Raw genomic sequence first — 21,334 nt, 5'->3', positions numbered from 1 at the left:
TCAGGCCTCTTCTGTCATCACGTCGAGCACATGCTGCGCGAACCGTCGATTGTGATATTGCGCGTACGGGCCTCGACCCTTGCCGACAAGTCGCTCGGCGAGCGGGCGGATGGTCGTCTCGTCGAGGGGAAGCTCGAAGAACTGGTCGTCCGCGCCCTCGTCGGAGAGGAACCAGTCGATCACCACACCGTCGCCGTCCGCGGAGGCCAGTTCGGTTTCGCGGAAACGCAGCAACGGGTTTGCCATCGTGAGGCCGTCGAGGCTGTACCCGGTGCCGCGCATCAGCGCGGACTTCGACGTGTACAGCACGGTGCGGTAGTCGACGGTCTCGCCGTTCTCCGTGTACCGCTCCACGTAGAGCACCTCCATCGGTCCGATGTTGAGGGTGAAGAGACGTTCACTCTCGGCGGTCTTGTTCGTCGTCGGGAGACACGTCAGCGTCCACTGGTCCACCTCGCCCGACGCCGCGTCGTCGAATGCGGACGAAAGATAACCGGCGATCAGGTCGACCACCACCTCGAAGAACGGTTCCTGGCGCAGCCGTTCGAAGTTCTCGTCGCTTGCCGCCGGATGGATTTCACTCATGACTGTCCTCGAGTTCGATGGTGGGTTCGTCCGTGACCGCGGCAAGTGCGGCACGGATGTCGACGGCGCTGCCGGCGAGGTCGACGGTGAGGAAACGGTAGCGGTGGCCCTGAATGCGGACCGACTCGTCGAGGTGCTCCCCCACCGTCGGATACAGCAGCACCCCCTCGGCGGTGGCGGCGAGCGCGTCCTGCTCGTGCTGCGACTGGATGTAGGCGTACAGCTGAAAGACGTGTCCACGAGCGAGTTTGAGGGCGCCGTACCGGTTGGACTTGAGCGCGTCGGTGAACTTGGTCTCGACGACGATCCGCCGGTCGACGGTCTCGAGGATGGTGTCGGCCCGCATCACCGGCAGGATCTGACGCACCCGGCTCGTCGCCTCCTCGGTAGGCCAGCGGAGCGTCTTCTCGCCCGCATGCACCTGCCACGGCGCGGTGAGGGTGGCGCGATAGAACCCGCGCACCGCGGCTTCGTAGAGGCGACGCATCTCGGCGACGTCCCGCGATGCCGCCCAGCGGTGACCGGATCCGTCCTCCTCGGTCGGAATATCCATCGCCAGAATCAGTTTCGCGGCGTCGACGGCAGCCACGTCGGTCGCCTCGTTGCGGCCGAGGACGACGCCGACGACCTCGCCCCGTCCGATGGGCCGGGGCGAGACGCCGGCCTGGACGAGGGTGGCGGCGAGCCGGCGGCACCGCGCCGAGAGTCGTTCGCTGCGCACCCGTCCCGCAGCGACGGCGAGGGCGGTGCGCATCAGCCGGTTCCGCGGATTGTCCACGGACAGTTCGGTGAACCGGCACGCGACGCGACCGCGGGAGAGGAGTTGTCGGGTCGTCGTCTCGAGCACGTCGATCTGGCCCCGCACCCGGGTGAGCGCGGCGCGGCGCGGCCTGTAGGCCTGGCCGAGGGTGCGCTGCAGCCGGGTCTCGACGGCGTCGGCGAGGATCTCGGCGACCACGTCGCACAGGTCTTCCGGATTCTCTTCGACGCCGCCGCGGCGCAGCGACTCGTCGGCCCGGTACAGGCTCGACGCGTACAGCATCAGCAGCCACAGGTTCCGGACGGGGATCCGGGTGCGGCCGCTGACGATCACGCCGGTCACAGCGGATACCCGAGCAGTGCCTCCGCTTCCTTCCGCACGCGCTCCGGGTCGTCGAACCAGTACTCGTCGAGCAGCGGACGGATCTCGGAGTCCACCACCTGCCGCAGCCAGCTGTCCGGGTCGCCGATGCGGGTCTTGCCGGACGGCGTGAAGAAGCTGTGCCCGATCCGGTACTGGTCGCCGAGCGAGCGGTCCGCCGCGATGCTGTCGTTGAGCGCGTCGATGCGGTGCGCCAGCGCGGCGAGGAAGGCGTCGGGGATGCCGTTGTGCTCGGACACCCAGCGGCGCCAGGCCTCGTTGAGGTTGGGTTCGAGGTTGCGGAAGGCGAAGCGGCGGCGCAACGCGAAGTCGACGATCGCGAGGGAGCGGTCGGCGAGGTTCATGGTGCCGATGATGTAGAGGTTCTCGGGCAGGTATGTGGGCGGTTCGCCGGGGCGGCGGTAGGACAGTTCGAGGGCCTCGTCGGGTGTCCGTTTGCTGTTCTCGAGGAGCGTGAGCAGTTCACCGAAGATCTGGGCGAGGTTGCCGCGGTTGATCTCCTCGATGACGACGACGTGGTTGTGCCCGGGGTCGGCCTGGGCGGCATTGACGATGTCGAGGAAGATGCCGTCCTCGAGCTGCAGCTTGCCGTCGCCGCTGGGCCGCCATCCTCGGATGAAGTCCTCGTACGCCAGGGTGGGATGGAACTGGATGGCGCGCAGCAGGTTCCGATCCTTGCCACCGATGAGGGCGTAGCCGAGGCGCTTGGCGAGCCAGGTCTTGCCGGTGCCGGGCGGGCCCTGCAGGATGAGGTTCTTCTTGATACGCAGGGCATCCAGGTAGTCGCCGAGCACCGGGGCGGGGACGAAGCAGCCGTCGGCGACGATGTCGGCGAGCGTGTAGCCCTGCTGGGCGCCCTGCAGTTCCTCGTCGTCCGCACCGATCTCGTCGTCCACGTCGGGCGCCTCGGCGAGGCCGGCGTCGTCGCCGAAGCGGTCGGCCCAGAACCGAGAGTTCCGGAAGCGGTCGAGGTCTTGCTCTTCACCTTCGAAGGCGAAGTCGATGAGTCCGTCGGTGCGCCAGTCGCCCGGCTGGACCTTCCACACCGTCCGCTGGTTCGTGTAGAAGTACCACTCCCGAATATGCTCTCGCGGATCCCATTCCACGTCGAGGGTGCGACCGTCGCCGTGGTTCCGGGTGACTGTTCCAGTCGCTTTGACTGCCATCACCGAGACCTTGTTTCCATTGGCCTCGAACGGCAGCTCGTAGAGGCGGGTATAGGCGGCCTTGATGGCGATGCGTTCGCCAACTTCGATCGACTGGACCTCGTCGAGATACTTGTCCTCGTAGCCGTTGCGCCAGATACCCTCCTCCACGAAGGTGTCGGTCAGGTCCTCGACCGCCTCCCCGTAGTAGTACGCACCGACGAACCAGTACGACGGCCCGTCCTCGATTGCTTCCTTCGGAGAAGCCTTGCGCCGCTTGGGAACATATTCCTGAAAGGCTGGGATGGCAACGAGTTCGGCCTCGGTGATCGCTTCAGGATGTTCGACGAGAAGTTGTTGCCCGAAGTCGGTGATAGCCGAATAGCCGTTACGAATCTGGGTGACCGCACCCACGCGTTTCAGCATCGACAGCGCCCAGCCGACGCGATTCTCGGCGCGAGACTGGCCGGAGTTCAGCCGCTCCTCACGCTGACCGTCGGTCAGCTGCATCGCATCGGCGACGGCCTCGCGTAGGTCGGCGGTTCGCCATGTCTGGCCGTCCGATAGCACCACAAGCGTTGGACGGACGAACACCGGCCAGGCGGGGAGAATCGCACTCTCGTAGCCAGGGATCACAATTCACCTCGGAACGCTCGGGACTGAAGAGAGGCGAAGAGGGCGTCGAGCTCGGCTAGACCGAGACGATAGTCGCGTCGCTGGCTCTCGATATGAGCAGTCCGCTCCACGTACTTCCTCTGGAGTTCGATTGGAACGAGAGGAATGGGAAGCTCCTTGATGATCCCCATGTTCAGGCCCGACATGATCGCGCCTTTGGCCTTCTGCGTCAGGTAGCGAATAGCTGCTGGATGTAGCAAGAAGTATGAGTGAAGAAACTCGGGCAACGCCTTGCCGCGGTCGAGCGTGATACAACAGAGGTGTTTCGTGTTAATCGCCAATGGAATGCCCTCCGGAACAACAGCACAGCGCCCACAAGTACCCATGATTGTGATAAGAACGTCACCCGGACGCACCGTGTATCGGCAGAGCTGCTCATACTTGTCTTCGGAGATGTAACGCCTTTCACCCCACTCGAATCGGTTGCCAACTGCATTGTCAATCCCGAGGACAGCCACCCCCGAATCCGTGAACTCCTCGTGGAGCAGCTGACTTCCAAAAGGGCCAGTACGCATCGAACCACGGTCCGACCCCGCCACATCGGCAACCGTGACCACTGGCCAGCGAGTCAAAGCACCGCCAAACATGTCGATGAAGATCGACTGGACGAGCTCGTCGAGGCGAGTGAGGGCTTCGCGGCGCTTGGTGCGGAGGGCATCGGCGTGATCGAGGATCGCGGCGACCCGGCACTGTTCGGGGAGTGGGGGTAGCGGCATTTTCAAGCCGAGGACAGAATCACGGCTAACCGTCGCCTGGTTCACCCACTGCCGGCACATGCCGCGGAACGTCCCTCGCGCGAAGTGCATCTGCAGGAATCGCGAGAGGAAAGACGGGTCGAGGGAATCGCCAGTCCTGATCCGGAGAAAGTGATTACTGAACACAGTGGGCTCGTCTCGTTCGACGAAGAGGGCAGTCTTACCCACCAGGTCAGGGCTGTTTGTCGCGTTGAAGAGAACGTCCCCCGTCCGCAGCTCGAACGTTTCGAGACGCGCCTTTTCCGACGGAACCCGCCGCAACTTAGTGTAGTCAATGGCGCCATCTCGCGTGACGTTGTACATACGGAACTGAGGAACGCCTGCTGGGTCCACCTCGCCACAAGCAAATCCGGAACGCGCTTCCACCAATACGTCGCCCAGCGCAACGCTCGGCCACCCGCTCACGCCACACCCCCCGCCAGCATCGCCCGCAGCTGCGCCATGCCGTCGCCGATCTCCTTCTCGATCCGCTCCAGCTCGTCGAGGATCACCTCCGGCTCCCGGTGCTCGATCTCCTCGTGGACGATCTCCTTGTACCGGTTCAGCGACAGGTCGTAGCCCTGCGCTGCAATATCAGCCTTGGGTACACAGAAACTCTGCTCGGTCCGCGCCCGCGTCAACTCTTCCGAGCCACGCGAAGCCCAGCGCCGCAACACGTCCGGCAGGTTGTTCTTCTCGTGCTCGGACTCGTCGAGGACCGCTAACACCCCGAGCTTGCCCTCGTCGAGAGTCGGATTCCGCCTGTCGTCCAACGAGTACCCGTCGGCCTGCACGTCATAGAACCACACGTTGTCGGTGCCGCCGGAGTCGGTCTTGGTGAACAACAGGATCGCCGTCGAGACGCCCGCGTATGGCTTGAACACCCCGGACGGCAGCTTCACGACCGCGTCGAGCTTCTGATCCTCGACCAGAATCCGACGAAGTTCCTTGTGCGCCTTCGACGATCCGAACAGCACGCCGTCCGGCACGATCACCGCCGCCCGTCCACCCGGCTTGAGCAGGCGCAGGAACAGCGCGAGGAACAGCAGTTCCGTCTTCTTGGTCTTGACGACCTGCTGCAGATCCTTCGCGGTGCTCTCGTAGTCCAGCGAGCCGGCGAACGGCGGGTTCGCCAGGATCATCGAGTACGCCCCCGCGTCGCCGGTGTTGGCCTCCGCCAACGAGTCCCGGTAACGCACGTCCGGCTGCTCCACACCATGCAGCAGCATGTTCATCGACCCGATTCGCAGCATCGTGTTGTCGAAGTCGAAGCCGTGGAACATCTCGTGGTGGTACTGCTCCTTGCCCGCGCCGGATGCGATCGCGTCGGGGTGGTTGTCCCGCATGTACTCGCTCGCCACCACGAGGAAACCACAGGTACCCGAGGCCGGGTCCACGATGCGGTCGCCGGGCTTCGGCGCCATCATCTCGACCATCAGCTGGATGATGTGCCGCGGCGTGCGGAACTGGCCGTTCTGGCCGGCGCTGGCGATCTTCGCGAGCAGGTACTCGTAGATGTCGCCCTTGGTGTCGAGGTCCCCCATCGGCACCTTGTCGAGCCGGTCGATCACCCGCTGCAGCATGCCCGCGTTGGGGATCGTCAGCCGCGCGTCCTTCATGAAGTGTGCGTAGGTGGAGTCGTCGCCGCGCATGGTCTTGATGAACGGGAACACCCGCTGGTCGACGACGGCGAACGCCTCGTCGGCGGACATGTTCTTGATCCGGGACCAGCGAAGCTCGTCGTAGTCGCGTCCCTGCTCGTCGGTGCCGACCGGGAAGGGATTGCCGGTGACCGGCGTGCCGAGCATGTTGGCGCGGCTGAGCGCGAGGGTCTGCTCGTCGTCGAGTCGTCGGATGAACAGCAGGTAGGTGATCTGCTCCATCACCTCGAGCGGGTTGGAGATACCGCCTGTCCAGAACGCGTCCCAGACGGCGTCGACCTTGCTCTTGATCTCACCAGTGATCACGGGTACCGCTACCTGCCTGTTCTGCTCGACGACGACCAACAGAACTGTATAGACCGGGACACCGGCAACTCGACGCTTCCCTCCTGCGGGACGCGCATCACGGATCATGTCGGTGCGCTATGGCAATCTCCCCGACGGCTGCCAGGGGAGGCGCCGTGTCACGAAGGGGGAACGAATGACCGAGGTCTGTGAGAATTCAACGGCTGTGGATCGCGGCGCCGTCGGAATCGTCGACGACTACGACCGGTCCGTACGAAACGCCGTCTGGTACATCGTTTCGGGGGTGGGTGCATATGCCCTGATCATGGGCATGTGGACACTCCTTTCCTGGTGGTTCGATCTCACGGGGACCGATGGCGGCGAATCCTCCGAGCTTCGCTTCTCCTTCACCCTCGATCTGAGCGAAGGTGCCGCTGTGCTGGGCGTACTGACGGCACTGATCATCGCCCTGCACGTGGTGGCGTGGCAGATCAAACCCTCCGGGCCCCTCGCCAACCTCGCGCATGCGCGGCGCAAACTGCTGAGCGAGATCGCCGGCCCGATCGGCTTCGTGGCGGTCATCACCGGTGCCGCGACTCTGCTGCACGACGCGCCGGACACGTTCGGTGTCGGTTCGCTGGCCGTCGCCGCCGCCGCCGTGGTGGTCGCCGTGCTCGCCGCCGATATTAGGTCGGTCCTCGATACGAACCGCGATATTTACCGACAGGTCGACGACGTCAGCCGGCAGCGCGACGCCGCCGCTTTGGGAAAGGTCGCAGACCTCTGGAGTACAACGCGGGAAGCGAATGCAGTCGCCACGCTCAAAGACCTGGCGCAGGTCACGGCGCTCACCGCAATACCGCTGGTGACCATGATCTGCACAACGGCCGGCTCGCGAGCGGGCGCTGAATCACTGCGAAATCTCGGTATCGCAGCGCTTGTTGCCGCCGCCTGGGTTACGGTGTCTACGTTCGCGGTGTACGGCGGCGTCCTCCACTTCGTCACCAGGAATCACTTCAATTTTCTGTTGTGCGTACTGACCGCCGCATGCTTGATCATCAGCTGGCTCGTGACCGGCCTGACCGTGTGGGCCTCAACCGTTGAATTCACCACGAAACTCGCTGCCACAGTTGCACTCCTGTGGTTTGCGGCTGCACCTTCGGCTCTGATCGGATACGGACTCGGCGAGGACGTCCCCGCTCGCATGCCCGGCTCGTCTGCACGCCCCAATCTGCACGGCGCACTCGAAAAGCGGCATCAACGTCTGGTCCCCCAGGAACAGGACAACGAACCCACAGAGACGAAGGAACCAGGTCGTATTTCACGAATCGCCCACTGGTACAAGATCGTCACAGGCACAGGCACCGCACCCGAAAAATCAACCTCAGCGCAGACCGACGACTCGGCCGACGATCAGCAGACGACGAACTGAAGACCGCATCGAGAACGAGGCAGTCCCCCGCCGCCGACGCTCCGACCACACTCGCTACGGCAGTGCGGTCACCGGTGATGTCGGTGCAGTCTTCGAATGCGATGCGAAAGCGGAGCGGCGACGACCACACGTCGTACTGTGTGTTCCGATCCAGGGCCCGCCCTTCCTCGGGTAAATGCCACTCTCGTATTACTCGTCTGCTCGGGGGCGATCAGGGTTTCGGCTCGGTCACTCGTCGACGCGCTGGAACCGAGAACGTACCCCGTGCGTCTGTTCCAATGAGCGAATATGCGCACATGAGGGGGAAGCGTGAGGTCATCGAATCGGCACCGGGCCGCGATCTGCATCGCGGCCGGACTGCTGGCACTCACCGGCTGCGGCACGACCTCCGTCGGGGGGCAGGCCGAGACGGCGCAGCCACCGTCCGGCGAACCCCAGTTCGACCCGTGCAGCATTCCCGACGACGCGCTACGGGCCGCAGGCGTCGACCCCGCGACCCAGTCGCGCGACATCGTAGGCGTCAAGCAACCCGGGTGGAGCCTGTGCCGGTGGCGCGGCCCCGACTACTTCGTGACAGTCTTCGCGGCCGGGCGTCCCCTCGACGACATCCTCGCCAACGACCGCTTCCACGACGTCACACCCGTCGACGTGGACGGACGCAGCGCATTCACCGTCCGCGAGTCCAACGACACCCGCAACGAATACTGCGACGTCGCCTTCTCCTCCGGACCCGACGCCATCATGATCAAATCCACCTACTTCGACGGGCTCCCGGCCTCGGACAGCCCGTGCCCATTGGCGGTCCGCAATGGTGCGGCGCTCGCCCCGTCCATCCCCCACTGACCGGAAGGACACTCCCATGAACGGCATCCCATCCTGGCCGGAGATCGGCGCGATGATCGACACCGGCCACCTCACGCTTGAGCCGGGCGTCGCCGAGAAATGCGCGCAGCGATGCTCCGAGCTCATCGATCAACTCCGCGAACTGAAGGTCCAATCCGGCGAACTCACCCGCATCGATGGGCTCGGCTCGCTGCCGTCCGGCCTCGCCCTCACCCGCAAGTTCGAGCAAAAGGCATCCGGCGGCGAGCACTCCCTCGACCACGCACTCGACGACCACATCACCGTCGTCGAGCAGATGCGGTCCGTGTTCGAGAAGGTCGCGGCCGACTACGACGCAGCAGAGCAGTCGAATATACAGGCGCTCAACATGATTGATTCCGGACGCTGACACCGCACGGCACGGACCGCCGACCGACTCCCGAGCCTCAACCTCGGTCGTTCACCGCCGCGACGGCGTCGATCTCGACCGTCGCGCCGTACGGGAGTCCGCTCACCTCGACGAAGGTGCGCGCCGGGCGCGGGGCGTCGAAGAGTCGCTCGAACTGTCGGTTCGCCTCCTCGCGCAACGACAGGTCGGTCACGAAGTAGGTGAGCTTGACGACGTCCTTCAGTTCGCCGCCGACGGTCGCCAGTCGCTCGACCATCCGGTCGACGGCGGCGTCGAGCGCTGCCATGCGGCCGGGCACCGGAACTCCGGTCGCATCGACGGACAATGCGCCGGAGACGAACACGAGCCCCGCGGCGACGAACGCCGGGCTGTACGGGTGGTCGGCGGAAACCTCGGTCATCGACATCGGAAACTCCCTCTGCGGTAGGCAGCAACGAATGACCCCGACCATAGCCCGCAGTCGGGTCGGCATGTCGACCACCCGCAACCCGATCGCGAAAATCGCTTACTCGCAACAGCTTTACATGCCACACTGCCGATTACGGAGTCTCGCGGCCGCGTGGGCCGAGGCCGACCCGTCACCGGATCCGGAGTCGGCGGCAGCAACGACCGACTCACGTCCCCGACCTGGTCACTCACCCAGACCCGCGGGCAGCATCAACACCTTCCTGGCTTTCGGCGTGACCTCACAGTTCCCCGACGCCACCGAATGCAGGATGCCGTTGTACACCAGATCCCACATCCGCGGATTCGCCTGCATGTTCCGCAACCGGAACGAATAGATCTGCCGCCCTGACGAATCCTTCAACCGCAGAACACGATTCAGACCATCGACCGAGAACTTGATCTCCACCAGCTCGTAAGTGTTCACCCACGACTTACCCAGCTGCGCCCACACCGCACCGGCCGCAAACCATTCACCGCCGAAGCGCCAGAACGTGAAAGGTACTACGAGAGCAATGAACAGCCATACGGGCCACATAGTTATCCATTGAAAGCCGTTGACCACCGTCAGGTATACGACAAGTAAGGCAACCATTCCTCCGGTTATCAGCCATAGATCACGATGTGTCGGACGCGACCATTCCAATACCGGACCCAACGCCTCCGGAACCACCGGATTCCGCCCTGTTACCGGACCGGTCGGGGTCATCTCATTACCTGCCGACTCCCCGCGCGGAGCGACTGGAGGTCGAGGCTCACCCGTATCCCGATCAGGTACAGGGGGAAGACTCCACTTGGCAGCCATACTTGACACTTCTAGCCCCCTAGATCTTTTCCATCGCGTATCCGACTCCCCACCGCACCAGGACACCCGTTCCAACCGCCACCAATGTCGCCGGGCCTCCAGCCGAGCTCGCAAGAATCAAACTCGTGGCAGCAGTTCCCGCCACGAATCCGCCTACGTCCTTGCCAACAGCAAGCGTGGCATCACCCATGTCATCTGCCTTCGCTACATCAACACCCACAAACGGAACATTCGAACTCACCTTCGAGATCACGGATGTCCCGCTCTCCATCACCGGCGCGGACAGGCCCTTTGCCAAAGGGCTATCGACCATTCCGCCCAGCAGTTTGCTATTCTGCGCCGCGACCCTCGCCGCGTGGTCGGAGGCAGGCTGGAACGTGGGGGACAGCCTTCGCAGTTGTGGTTTCACGGACGTTGGCTAGAACCGATCGAGATCATCCGGCAGCTTCAACACCATCCGCGCCTTCGGACTGATCTCACATCTCCCCGACACTACCGAATGCAGGATCCCGTTGTACACCAGATCCCACATCAGCGGGTTCGCCTGAAATTCGGGCAGGGCGGAAAGAATAGATCTGGCGACCAGACGAGTCCTTCAACCGCAGAACACGATTCAGCCCGCTGATCGAGAACGTGATCTCCACTAACTCGTAGGTCTTCACCCACATCTTGTCGACCTGCACCCACACCGCTCCCGCAGCAAGCCAATCATCCCGAAAGCGCCAGTAAAGGAAGGCGCAGAACACAAGCGCAAAGGCCCAAGGCTGCCACAACGAGACCCAACCTGTTCCATTCACCGTCGCGAAGACGACCACGACACCCAACATGACGGCGGTGCCCTTGATGCGCTCCCACCGTGTCGGCTGCGACCATTCCAGAATCGGGCCGAACTCTGTCGGTGAGTCGGAGTGCCGCCGCGGGTCTGCTCTGTAGGCGTCATCTCGTGGGCCGACGACTCGCCCCGCGGCGCCGAAGGTGGGCGTGGCTCACCGGTCTCACGGTCGGGGCACTGGTGGCAGAACACGACGGCCATCCGAACTCGACACTGTCAATCCCCCCAAATCTTCTGTATCGCATAGCCCGTTCCCCACGACACGAGCGCCCCGAGGCCGACCGCGGCGATGGTCGCGAGGATCAAGGCCGTTGCACCAGTGCCCGCAATGAACCCACTGGTGTTCTTCGCAACCGCGAGCGCTGCGTCACCGCCAAACCTGCGCATTGGCGACGTCGATCGCAGTCTGAAAGACAATCAGGCCCACGCCGACCACCGGAATCTTGGAACCCACCTTCGAGATCACTGAGCCCGGCGGGACACGCCCGGGGACCGGTCCGGGCTGAGTCGGAGCGTCGGGCCCGAGTTTGCTGATCACAGAGTCTCGCGGCGCATGGGCCGAGGCCGGCCCGCCAGCGGATCTCAAGTCGGCGGCGGCAAACGACCGACTCACGTCCCCGACCTGGTCACTCACCCAGACCCGCGGGCAGCATCAACACCTTCCTGGCTTTCGGCGTGACCTCACAGTTCCCCGACGCCACCGAATGCAGGATGCCGTTGTACACCAGATCCCACATCCGCGGATTCGCCTGCATGTTCCGCAACCGGAACGAATAGATCTGCTGCCCCGACGAATCCTTCAACCGCAGAACACGATTCAAACCGTCTACCGAAAACTTGATCTCCACCAGCTCGTAGGTGTTCACCCACGACTTACCCACCTGCGCCCACACCGCACCGGCCGCGAACCACTCACCGCCGAACCGCCAGTAGGTGAGGGCACCGCAGACAGCGACCAGAACCCACATGTCCCACATCGACATCCATCGCAGGCCATTGACCACCGTGAGGAATACAGTCACTAGCGCGACCATCATCAGCCCAAACTTCCAACGTTCACGGCGCCCTGGAAGAGACCATTCGAGCGCAGGACCGAGATGACTCGGAATCGGCGGATGCGAACCTGGAATCGGCCCGGACGGCGTCATCTCATTCGCGGCCGACTCACCCCGCGGCGCAGCCGGAGGACGGGGCTCACCATTCTCACGATCCGGCACCGGCGGCAACGCCCAGCGACCGTCAATGCTCGACAAATCAGTCTCCCCAAATCTTCTGGATCGCGTATCCGGTGCCCCACGACACAAGCACCCCGACACCGACAGCCGCGATGGTTGCGGGGCCTCCCGCAGCGCTCGCAAGGATCAGCGTCGTGGCGCCGGTTCCCGCGACGAATCCGCTGGTGTTCTTCGCAACTGCAAGGGCAGCATCACCCTTGTCGTCGGCGGCCCTAACGTCGAAGTAGGTCTGAACGCCAGTCAGCGCGACACCTGCAAATGGAACCTTCGACCCCACCTTGGACACTGCCGAAGAGCCCTCCTTCATCAACGGGGCCGAGACAAACTTCGCCAACGTGTTGTCAGTCGCCCCCGCGACGAGTTTGCTGTTCTGAGCAATCACTCTCGCCGCGTCATCGGCGGCGGGTTGGAAGGTGGTGACAGCCTTGGCGGCCGTGGTTTCCCAGTACGGGTCGCCGCTGCGGACAGCTTCGGCGGCGATGGACCGAAATTTGTCGAGTTGTCCTGCGCGGACCTCGGCGACCTTCGACCAGGTCCCTACTTCAGCAGCGGCCGTTCCGATGTACCCGATTACAGCCGCGGCGGCCATCCAGTACCACTGACCGCGCATGTCCCGCACCGCGGCACTGGTCTGTTCGAGGATGCCCGCCAGCACGGCATGAGCGTTGGATTCGGCAGCCCGACCGCTTCGCGCCATCTCCGCGGCTTCGTCGAACGCCGCGCACTGCTGTGCGTATCGAACCTCGGCGTCGATGTTCCCGGCACCGACGGCAATCGGGTCCGGATCCTCGATAACGCCGGGCGCACCGGGACCCGGCTGCACACGCAGGCCAGCGGCAGCGGCGATCTCGGCGGCCTGCCGCATCCTGTTCGCAGCGGTTTCGAGATCGTCGGCGAACGCCCGGATTGCCGCCGCGGCGGCCTCCGCCGATTCGGCCACCTGATTCGTTCCGCGGTTCATCTCGGCGACACGGTCGCGGAATTCGTCACCCGCCGTGCCGACCCATTCGGACTCGGACTTCCCCCGCGCGTCGTCGAAGGCGCCAGCGTGCTCGGTGACACCGTTCGCGAGAGCCTGTAGACGATCAGCGCACTCGCGGCAGGCCGCCGGATCACCAGGAACGAATAGTGGGATCGGCATCAGGGCTCCCCACGCTGGACCGGGAACAGACCCGACACGTCGAGGAACCGATCACCGGTGCCCAGATCAGCGTCCCGGAAGGCGGTGCGGTTCGCCTCGACGGTGTCCGCAGCGACCGCGGCCGATGTGGCCACCGTCGACATCATCTCCGCCACCGCGGTCAACAGATCCGCGACAACGCCGGTCGACGCGCCGGCATCCGGCATGTTCGGGGCATCGGCGCTCATCGCCTCGAAGCCCTCCGCCCCGGAAACCAGGATCCGGGCAACCGCTCCGAGGTCGCCGACCTCGACTCCACTCATGCTCTTCCCCCTACGCCCGGCTCAGCCACGACGGCGGCAAGTGGTCCCCCGGCTCGTCGTCGACGTCAACCGAGGCGTCCTTCTTCCAGTGTTCGGGTGGCAGTTTCGCGTCGAGCAGGACGACGTCGTATCCCGTTGCGCGCCCGACCTCCCGCAGACCGTCGTTGTCGACCGCTCCCCACGGTTGGTGTGGTCCGCAGCAGCTCACCAACTGTTCCAGCGACGTGTAGGCCGGCAGCGCGAGGCGACCGTCGGGCAGACGGCGCAACTCCAGGTGCGCCGCGGCGCCCGGCCGACCCGCGACAGGCACGTACAGGACGTCGCGCCGCTGATTTTCCCCCGACTGCATATGTCTCCTCCCCAGGACACTCGCCGACCACGGTAACGCCCTGCGTGACGAAGCCCACGGACGGCCTGCGCGCTTGGCATCTTGTCGGGCATCTGCCGTACGTTTTGCTGACGTGACAGAACCCTGGTCTTCCGCGCAGGTCGCGGCCGCCGCACCCGATGCGGCGTCACTGTCGGCTGCCCGCGGGCTGGCGACGAAATGGGCCGACACCGGCCGCACCGACACCGCTCTGTGGGGGTCGTGCGGCGGCAGCGGCAAGAATCCGTACCTCGCGGCGGTCGACCTCACCGGCCCCGCGTACCGCTGCTCGTGCCCCAGCCGCAAGTTCCCGTGCAAGCACGCCGTGAGCCTGCTGCTGCGCTGGTCAGACGGTGCCGTGCCGACCGCCGACGCCCCCGAGTTCGTCACCGACTGGCTCGCGACCCGGGCCGCCCGCGCGGCGGCCACCCCCGAGGCATCCCCAAAGGCGGCACCCGATCCGGCCACCACCGAGCGCCGCACCGAGCGGATCGCCGCCGGTCTCGACGAGCTGGACCGGTGGCTGACCGATCGGATCGTCGCCGGCCTGGGCTCCGTCGCCCACGACGCCGCCGCCTACGACGCGATCGCCGCCCGCATGGTCGACGCGCAGGCCCCCGGCGCCGCCGCCACCCTGCGCGCGCTGCCGACGCTCGTCGCCACCGCCCCGGACTGGCCGGCGCCGCTGCTGACCGAGTACGCGCGCCTGCACCTGCTGATCCGCGCGTTTCGGGACCGCGGCCGGCTGCCGGAACCGCTGAATCGCTCGGTGCAGACACACCTCGGGGTGCCCGTGCGCGCCGACGAGGTGCGCGCCGAGCCCGCCGTGCGCGACCGCTGGCAGGTGCTGGCGGTCCGTACCGCCGAGGAGGGGCGTCTGGTCACCCGCCGGGCGTGGCTGCGCGGACGCGACTCCGGCCGCTGGGCACTGCTCCTCGACTTCGCCCACGGCAGCGCCCAATTCACTACGGCTGCACCGATTCCGGGAACTCTCATCGACGCCGACCTGCACTACTACCCCGGCGCCGCACCGCTTCGTGCGCAACTGGGCACCCAGCACGCCGCCCCGGAACCGTTCACGACCCTGCCCGGCGCCACCGACCCGGTCACCGCCCTCGACGGCTACACCACCGCACTCGCCGCCGACCCGTGGATCCGCGCGTGGCCGATGCTCCTCGCCGACGTCACCCCCACCGTCACCGCAGGAACCTGGCACGTCGTCGACCGCACCGGGCGGGCCCTCCCGGTCGGCGGCGACGACACGGGACGATGGCAGCTGCTCGCCGTCTCCGGCGGCCACCCGGTCACCGTGTGCGGCGACTGGGACGGCACCGCACTGCTGCCCGCATCCGTGTTCGACGCCGGCACGGTGATCGCCGCATGATCCGTCCCTATCCTGAGTCCCTCACGGCGACAGCACTTCTCGGGACCGCGAGATCGACGACGCCACTGTCCGGCCTGCACACCGCAACCGCGGCGACGGCCCTCGACAGCGAGTCTGCTCCGACGCTTCTCGCGGCGGCGGCGCTGGAGTCGGTGTTCCTCGCCGGGGCAAGCGCACCGACGACGGTAGCGATACCCGCACCCGCCCCCGACGATCCGCGTCCGCTGCTGCCGTCGGCGGCCGCGGCGCGACTGCGTTCCCTGCTCGTCGTCGACTCCCCGCTGCTGCCCGAATGGTTCGATGCCGCTGCAGGTTTCCGATCCCCGCCGGAGATGCTCGTCGAGGTGCTCGGCGCCGCGGTCCGCCCCACCCCGCACCGGGAGCGACTGGTCGCGCTCGCGGGACCGCGCGGACAATGGCTCGCCGCCCGCAACCTCGACTGGGCAGCGCTACGTGACCCGGACCCGTCCGACGACGAGGACTGGCGGCACGGCACCCCCGCCGTGCGGCGGCGATGGTTCGCGGCCCTGCGCCGCAGCGACCCGGCCGCGGCGACCTCGCTACTGTCGGCGGCGTGGCGGTCCGAGAACGCCGACTCGCGCGCCGCCCTGGTCTCCGAACTCGCCGTCGGTATCGGCCCTGACGACGAACCCCTGCTCGAGCAGGCCCTCGACGACCGCAGCCGACGCGTGCGGCAGGCCGCGGCGGGGCTGCTGCGTCAGCTGCCGCACTCCGCGTACGGACAGCGGATGGCGCGGCGCCTGCGGGAGTGGATCGAGGTCGCCGACGGGGTGGTCACCGTGGCCCTACCCGACCGCCTCGACGACGCCGCAGGGCGGGACGGCCTCGACGACCGCACCGCGCGGCGCCCGGACGTCGTGCTGACCCTGGCCGTACAGGCCACACCGCTGTCGGTGTGGCCCGAGATCGGTTTCACCCCAGAGGATCTGCCGCATCTGACGGTGGCCGAACCGTTCAGGTCGGAGCTCGAGCACGCGTGGTCGGCTGCCGTCGCGGCGCAGCGCGACCCTGCCTGGGCGGTGGCGTTGCTGCGCCGCGAGGGCACCGTCGCCGCGCCGGTGGCCGCGCACCTGCCGCGCGACGTCGTCGTCGCGCACCTGCTCGCCACCCCCGACGGGGTGCTGCCGGACGCGAGCCTGCTCGAGGCGCTGCCTGCCCCGTGGCCGCACGACGTGACCGCCGCGGTGCTCCGGGCGGTGTACGCGTCCCGGGACCAGACGGCCCGGGTGCGGCACCCGGTGGACCTGCTCGGGCACCGCGCGCCGTTCGAGTTCGAGTCGGTGCTGTCCGACGCCGCGACACGCACCGGGGACCTCGATCGACTGGCCCTGTTCGCGGCCGCGGCCGACATCCTCACCCACCGCCGACACCTTCACGAGGAGCTGACGTGACCGACACCCTGACCACCGAGCCCGCACTGCTGCGCCCCCACGCCGAGCAGCAGTACGCACACGAACTCGCGGCGCTCGCCGCGGCCGACGACCGCCCCCGGCCGCCGTCGTGGCGCCTGTCGCCGCACGCCGTGGTGACGTACCTCCTCGGCGGCACTCTGGCCGACGGCAACGTGATCACCCCGAAGTACATCGGTCCGCGACGGCTGATGGAGGTGGCGGTCGCGACCCTCGCCACCGACCGTGCCCTGCTCCTGCTCGGCGTGCCCGGCACCGCGAAGACGTGGGTGTCCGAACATCTGGCCGCGGCGATCTCCGGCGAGTCGACGCGACTGGTGCAGGGCACCGCCGGCACCGCGGAGGAGGCGGTGCGCTACGGCTGGAACTATGCGCGACTGCTCGCCGAGGGCCCCACGCCCGCCGCGGTGGTGCCGTCGCCGGTGATGACCGCGATGCGCGACGGCGCCATCGCCCGGGTCGAGGAACTGACCCGTATCCCCGCCGACGTGCAGGACGCGCTCATCACCATCCTGTCCGAGAAGACCCTGCCCGTTCCGGAACTCGGGACCGAGGTGCAGGCGGCGAAGGGGTTCAACGTCATCGCCACCGCCAACGACCGCGACCGCGGCGTCAACGACCTGTCGTCGGCGCTGCGTCGCCGCTTCAACACCGTCGTGCTGCCGCTGCCGGCGAGCGCCGACGACGAGGTCGCGATCGTGGTCCGTCGCGTCGAACAGCTCGGCGCCGCACTGGAACTGCCGCCGGTACCGGCCGCCGCAGAGGAGATCCGCCGCGTCGTCACCGTGTTCCGGGAACTGCGCGACGGTGTCACCGCCGACGGGCGCACCAAGCTCAAGTCCCCGTCGGGCACGCTGTCCACCGCCGAGGCGATCTCCGTGATGACCAACGGTCTCGCCCTGGCCGCGCACTTCGGCGACGGCACCCTGCGACCGGCGGACGTCGCCGCCGGCATCCTCGGCTCCGTCCTCAAGGACCCGGTGGCCGACCGGGTGGTGTGGACCGAATACCTCGAGGCCGTGGTGCGCCACCGCACCGAATGGGACGACTTCTACCGGGCGTGCCGCGAGGTGACGGGGTGACCACCGCGACCGCCGGCGCGCAGGTGCGGGTGTTCGGCATCCGCCACCACGGTCCCGGATCCGCGCGGGCCGTGCTGCGCGCCCTCGACGCGTTCGAGCCGGACACGGTGCTCATCGAGGGGCCGGCCGACGCCGATGCGCTCGTCCCGCTCGCCGCGGACGACGGGCTGCGGCCGCCGGTGGCCCTGCTCGGCTACGCCGCGAACGATCCTGCGCGCGCGGCATTCTGGCCGCTGGCGGTGTTCTCGCCGGAGTGGCAGGCGTTGCACTGGGCGGTGACCCACGACGCCGATGTCCGGTTCTGTGACCTGCCGGCGACGCTCGCGCTCGCCGCGGACCGCGGCGCCGACGAGACCACCCGGCCGGATCCGCTGACCGCACTCGCGGCGGCGGCCGGTTACGGCGACTTCGAGCAGTGGTGGGATACCGTCGTCGAATCCCGTTGCCCTGCAGTCGAAGATGAAGATCATACCGGCGACGGAGACGACCCGGCCTCGGCCTTCGATGCGATCACCGAGGCGATGGCGGCGCTGCGCGACGGCGTCGAGCTCGACGACCACACCGCGCGCCGCGAAGCGCACATGCGGCAGGTGCTCCGCACGACGATCAAGGCGGGTGCGCTGCGGATCGCGGTGGTGTGCGGGGCGATGCACGCGCCCGCCCTGGCCGGAAGACTCGGCCCGGCCGCGCCGGACGCCCGCCTGCTGCGCGGGCTCCCCAAGGTCAAGGCGTCGCTCACCTGGGTGCCGTGGACACACTCCCGGCTGTCCATCGCGTCCGGCTACGGCGCGGGCATCGTCTCCCCCGGCTGGTACGAGCACCTGTTCACCGCCCCCGACGACACGGTCGCGCGGTGGCTGACCCGGGTCGCGCGGGTTCTGCGCGCCGAGGACCTACCGGTGTCGAGCGCACACGTCATCGAGGCGACCCGGCTCGCGGACACCCTGGCGGCCCTGCGGGACCGGCCGCTGCCGGGACTGGCGGAGGTCACCGAGGCCACGCGCGCGGTGCTGTGCGACGGCGACGAAGTGCTGCTCGACCTGGTGACGCGGCGCCTGGTCGTCGGGGAGTCCCTCGGCGAGGTCCCCGACTCCACCCCGACGGTCCCGCTCGAGGCCGACCTGCAGGCCCGATCGAAGTCGCTGCGGCTCAAGCGTTCCCCGACGGACAAGGATCTGGACCTGGATCTGCGCACCGACATCGACCGGCAGCGGTCGCAGTTGCTGCACCGGCTGCGGTTGATCGAGGTGGAGTGGGCGGTGCCCACCCAGTCCACGGTGCGGTCGACCGGCACGTTCCGGGAATCGTGGAAACTGCGGTGGCGTCCCGAACTCGCGGTGGCGGTGGTGGAGGCGGCGCGCTGGGGCACCACCGTCGCCACCGCCGCCGACGCGGTGGTGCGCGACCGCGCCGCCCGGCCCGACGTCACGCTGGCCGAGGTGACCGGGCTGCTCGAGCAGGCCCTGCTCGCCGACCTGCGCGACACCGTCGCGGACCTGCTCGACGCCGTCGACACCGCGGCGGCCCTCGACCACGACGTCGCACACCTGATGGCGGCGCTGCCGCCGCTGGTGCGCACCCTCCGGTACGGCGACGTACGCGGCACCGACCTCTCCGCGCTCGACCGCGTCGTCGACGCGCTGCTGGTGCGCATCTGCGCGGGCCTGCCCGCGGCGGTGACCGGTCTCGACACCGACGCGGCGGACGGGCTGCGCGACGCGCTCGACGCCGTCCACGCCGCGCTCACCCTGCGCGACGATCCCGCGTCGACCGACCGGTGGTTCGACACCCTCACGACGCTGGCCGGACGCGACGACGCCGACGGGCTGCTCACCGGCCGCACCGTGCGACTGCTGCGCGACGTGGGCCGGCTCGACACCCCCGAGACCACCGCCCGGGTCGGTCGGGCGCTGTCGGCCGGTGTCGCGGCCGCCGCGAAGGCCCGGTGGATCGACGGCTTCGCCGGTGGCAGCGGACTGCTGTTCGTCCACGACCGGGACCTGCTCGCACTCGTCGACGCCTGGGTGTCCGGGCTGCACGCCGACGAGTTCGTCGACGCGCTGCCGGCGTTGCGCCGCACCTTCGGCGGGTTCGGACCCGCGGAACGCCGCACGCTCGGCGCGGTGCTGCGCGACGGGAAACGGGCCGCCGTCACCGACGGCGCCCTCGACACCGACCGCGGCGGTCGCGCCCTGACGGCCACCGCCCTGATCCTGGGAATCCCGGCATGACCACACCGATCGACGACGAGCGGATGCGCCGCTGGCGGCTGCTGCTCGGCGACGTCGCCGAGGAGTCCACCGGCGGACTGGCATCGGCGTCGGACACCGCGATGGACTCGGCCCTGTCCGCGCTGTACGACGACCGCGGCTCCGCGGACGGAAACCCCCGGCGCAGTGCCGGTCTCGGCGGCTCCGCACCGCGCGTGGCGCGCTGGCTCGGCGACATCCGTACCTACTTCCCCACCTCGGTGGTGCAGGTGATGCAGCGGGACGCGATGGAACGGCTCGGGCTGACCCAGCTGCTCCTCGAACCGGAGCTGCTCGAGGCCGTCGAACCGGACGTCCACCTGGTGGGGACACTGCTGAGCCTGAACCGGGTGATGCCGGAAGCCACCAAGGCCACCGCCCGGATCGTGGTGGAACGGGTGGTGCGCGGCATCGAGGAACGCCTGGCCCGGGCCACCCGCTCCGCCGTGACCGGGGCCCTGAACCGGGCGGCGCGCACCACCAATCCGAAGCTGCGCGACCTGGATTTCCACCGCACGATCCGCGCGAACCTGCAGCACTATCTGCCGGAGTACCGGACGGTGGTGCCGGAACGGCTGATCGGCTACGGCCGCCGATCCCAGGCGGTGCAGCGCGACGTCGTGCTGGCGATCGACCAGTCGGGGTCGATGGCGTCGAGCGTGGTGTACGCGTCGGTGTTCGGTGCGGTCCTCGCATCCATGCGGGCGCTGCGCACTTCGCTGGTGGTCTTCGACACGGCGGTGGTGGACCTCACCGACAGGCTGTCCGATCCGGTGGACGTGCTGTTCGGTACCCAGTTGGGCGGCGGCACCGACATCAACCGCGCGATCGCGTACAGCCAGTCGCTGATCACCCGCCCCACCGAATCGTTGTTCGTGCTGATCTCCGACCTGTACGAGGGCGGGATCCGCGCCGAGATGCTGTCCCGGGTGGCCGCGATGCGTGATGCCGGGGTCCAGGTGGTGGTCCTGCTGGCCCTGTCCGACGACGGCGCACCGGCGTTCGACCGGGACAACGCGGCAGCACTTGCCGCACTGGGCGTTCCGGCGTTCGCGTGCACACCGGACCGGTTCCCGGACCTGCTGGCGGTGGCGCTCGAGCGCGGCGACGTCGCCGCGTGGGCGCACCGGCACGACCTCGCGGCGACATCGGGTGGACCGATGTGAGCACAGGT

General features: G+C 67.6%; 21 protein-coding genes. 8 read left to right on the top strand and 13 right to left on the bottom strand.

Translation table 11 applies throughout. The features are described from left to right. Genes HUN07_RS00835 through HUN07_RS00815 form a run of 5 tightly spaced genes read right to left on the bottom strand, consistent with a single transcriptional unit; the run spans position 1 to position 6,247 of the window. Complete coding sequence (locus tag HUN07_RS00835) at positions 1–585, bottom strand: hypothetical protein (protein ID WP_174907370.1); 585 nt, start codon at positions 583–585, stop codon at positions 1–3. Continuing rightward, positions 578–1,687 (bottom strand): 5-methylcytosine-specific restriction endonuclease system specificity protein McrC, encoded by a 1,110-nt coding sequence (mcrC, locus tag HUN07_RS00830; RefSeq protein ID WP_254622718.1) that lies wholly within the window; start codon positions 1,685–1,687, stop codon positions 578–580. Before mcrC ends, HUN07_RS00835 begins: the two co-directional genes overlap by 8 nt. After that, positions 1,684–3,465 (bottom strand): AAA family ATPase, encoded by a 1,782-nt coding sequence (locus HUN07_RS00825; protein WP_302675498.1) that lies wholly within the window; start codon positions 3,463–3,465, stop codon positions 1,684–1,686. Before HUN07_RS00825 ends, mcrC begins: the two co-directional genes overlap by 4 nt. 38 nt (positions 3,466–3,503) lie before the next feature. Beyond that, positions 3,504–4,706, bottom strand: coding sequence for a restriction endonuclease subunit S (locus tag HUN07_RS00820; RefSeq protein ID WP_217487169.1), 1,203 nt, complete (start codon positions 4,704–4,706; stop codon positions 3,504–3,506). Continuing rightward, entirely contained in the window at positions 4,703–6,247 is a 1,545-nt protein-coding gene (locus HUN07_RS00815) for a type I restriction-modification system subunit M (RefSeq protein WP_174907368.1), read from the bottom strand. Before HUN07_RS00815 ends, HUN07_RS00820 begins: the two co-directional genes overlap by 4 nt. Positions 6,248–6,422: 175 nt before the next feature. Between HUN07_RS00815 and HUN07_RS00810 the strand changes: the two genes are divergently transcribed. From HUN07_RS00810 to HUN07_RS00800, 3 genes are all read left to right on the top strand, one after another. Then, positions 6,423–7,658, top strand: coding sequence for a hypothetical protein (locus HUN07_RS00810; protein ID WP_174907366.1), 1,236 nt, complete (start codon positions 6,423–6,425; stop codon positions 7,656–7,658). Positions 7,659–7,967: 309 nt separating this feature from the next. After that, positions 7,968–8,501, top strand: a complete 534-nt coding sequence (locus HUN07_RS00805; RefSeq protein ID WP_174907364.1) for a DUF3558 domain-containing protein — start codon at positions 7,968–7,970, stop codon at positions 8,499–8,501. Positions 8,502–8,517: 16 nt separating this feature from the next. Then, complete coding sequence (locus tag HUN07_RS00800; protein WP_174907362.1) at positions 8,518–8,889, top strand: hypothetical protein; 372 nt, start codon at positions 8,518–8,520, stop codon at positions 8,887–8,889. Positions 8,890–8,926: 37 nt separating this feature from the next. Here the strand turns inward: HUN07_RS00800 and HUN07_RS00795 are convergent, their stop codons facing one another. From HUN07_RS00795 to HUN07_RS00760, 8 genes are all read right to left on the bottom strand, one after another. Continuing rightward, positions 8,927–9,295 (bottom strand): RidA family protein, encoded by a 369-nt coding sequence (locus HUN07_RS00795; RefSeq protein ID WP_174907360.1) that lies wholly within the window; start codon positions 9,293–9,295, stop codon positions 8,927–8,929. Between the two features lie 225 nt (positions 9,296–9,520). Beyond that, complete coding sequence (locus tag HUN07_RS00790) at positions 9,521–10,042, bottom strand: hypothetical protein (protein ID WP_254622716.1); 522 nt, start codon at positions 10,040–10,042, stop codon at positions 9,521–9,523. A gap of 115 nt (positions 10,043–10,157) precedes the next feature. After that, positions 10,158–10,547 carry a hypothetical protein gene (locus tag HUN07_RS00785; RefSeq protein WP_174907356.1) on the bottom strand — a complete coding sequence of 130 codons (390 nt, stop codon included), beginning with the start codon at positions 10,545–10,547 and terminating at the stop codon, positions 10,158–10,160. A 67-nt stretch (positions 10,548–10,614) separates the two neighbouring features. Beyond that, on the bottom strand, positions 10,615–10,953 hold the full coding sequence (locus HUN07_RS00780; protein ID WP_174907355.1) for a hypothetical protein: 339 nt from the start codon (positions 10,951–10,953) through the stop codon (positions 10,615–10,617). Positions 10,954–11,596: 643 nt separating this feature from the next. Continuing rightward, positions 11,597–11,992 (bottom strand): hypothetical protein, encoded by a 396-nt coding sequence (locus tag HUN07_RS00775; RefSeq protein ID WP_254622715.1) that lies wholly within the window; start codon positions 11,990–11,992, stop codon positions 11,597–11,599. Between the two features lie 232 nt (positions 11,993–12,224). Next, entirely contained in the window at positions 12,225–13,346 is a 1,122-nt protein-coding gene (locus tag HUN07_RS00770) for a WXG100-like domain-containing protein (protein ID WP_174907354.1), read from the bottom strand. Next, positions 13,346–13,648, bottom strand: a complete 303-nt coding sequence (locus tag HUN07_RS00765; protein WP_174907352.1) for a hypothetical protein — start codon at positions 13,646–13,648, stop codon at positions 13,346–13,348. Before HUN07_RS00765 ends, HUN07_RS00770 begins: the two co-directional genes overlap by 1 nt. Before the next feature lie 10 nt (positions 13,649–13,658). After that, positions 13,659–13,997 carry an SAV_915 family protein gene (locus tag HUN07_RS00760; protein ID WP_174907350.1) on the bottom strand — a complete coding sequence of 113 codons (339 nt, stop codon included), beginning with the start codon at positions 13,995–13,997 and terminating at the stop codon, positions 13,659–13,661. Positions 13,998–14,109: 112 nt separating this feature from the next. Between HUN07_RS00760 and HUN07_RS00755 the strand changes: the two genes are divergently transcribed. From HUN07_RS00755 to HUN07_RS00735, 5 genes are read left to right on the top strand one after another with little or no spacing between them, the layout of a single operon-like run. Beyond that, on the top strand, positions 14,110–15,399 hold the full coding sequence (locus tag HUN07_RS00755) for an SWIM zinc finger family protein (RefSeq protein ID WP_174907348.1): 1,290 nt from the start codon (positions 14,110–14,112) through the stop codon (positions 15,397–15,399). After that, the gene (locus HUN07_RS00750) at positions 15,396–16,811 is read left to right on the top strand and encodes a DUF5691 domain-containing protein (RefSeq protein WP_254622714.1); all 1,416 of its coding nucleotides are present in this window, start codon (positions 15,396–15,398) and stop codon (positions 16,809–16,811) included. The genes HUN07_RS00755 and HUN07_RS00750 overlap by 4 nt, the downstream gene beginning before the upstream one ends. After that, positions 16,808–17,911 carry an ATP-binding protein gene (locus HUN07_RS00745; protein ID WP_174907346.1) on the top strand — a complete coding sequence of 368 codons (1,104 nt, stop codon included), beginning with the start codon at positions 16,808–16,810 and terminating at the stop codon, positions 17,909–17,911. Before HUN07_RS00750 ends, HUN07_RS00745 begins: the two co-directional genes overlap by 4 nt. Continuing rightward, complete coding sequence (locus HUN07_RS00740; protein WP_174907344.1) at positions 17,869–20,142, top strand: DUF5682 family protein; 2,274 nt, start codon at positions 17,869–17,871, stop codon at positions 20,140–20,142. The genes HUN07_RS00745 and HUN07_RS00740 overlap by 43 nt, the downstream gene beginning before the upstream one ends. After that, entirely contained in the window at positions 20,139–21,326 is a 1,188-nt protein-coding gene (locus HUN07_RS00735; protein ID WP_174907342.1) for a VWA domain-containing protein, read from the top strand. Before HUN07_RS00740 ends, HUN07_RS00735 begins: the two co-directional genes overlap by 4 nt. Positions 21,327–21,334 lie beyond the last annotated feature (8 nt).

This window comes from Rhodococcus sp. W8901 (assembly GCF_013348805.1).
In the GTDB taxonomy this organism is placed as follows: domain Bacteria; phylum Actinomycetota; class Actinomycetes; order Mycobacteriales; family Mycobacteriaceae; genus Prescottella.
Note: the sequence above shows the minus strand (reverse complement) of the source record. Positions and strands in the feature narration are given on the sequence as shown.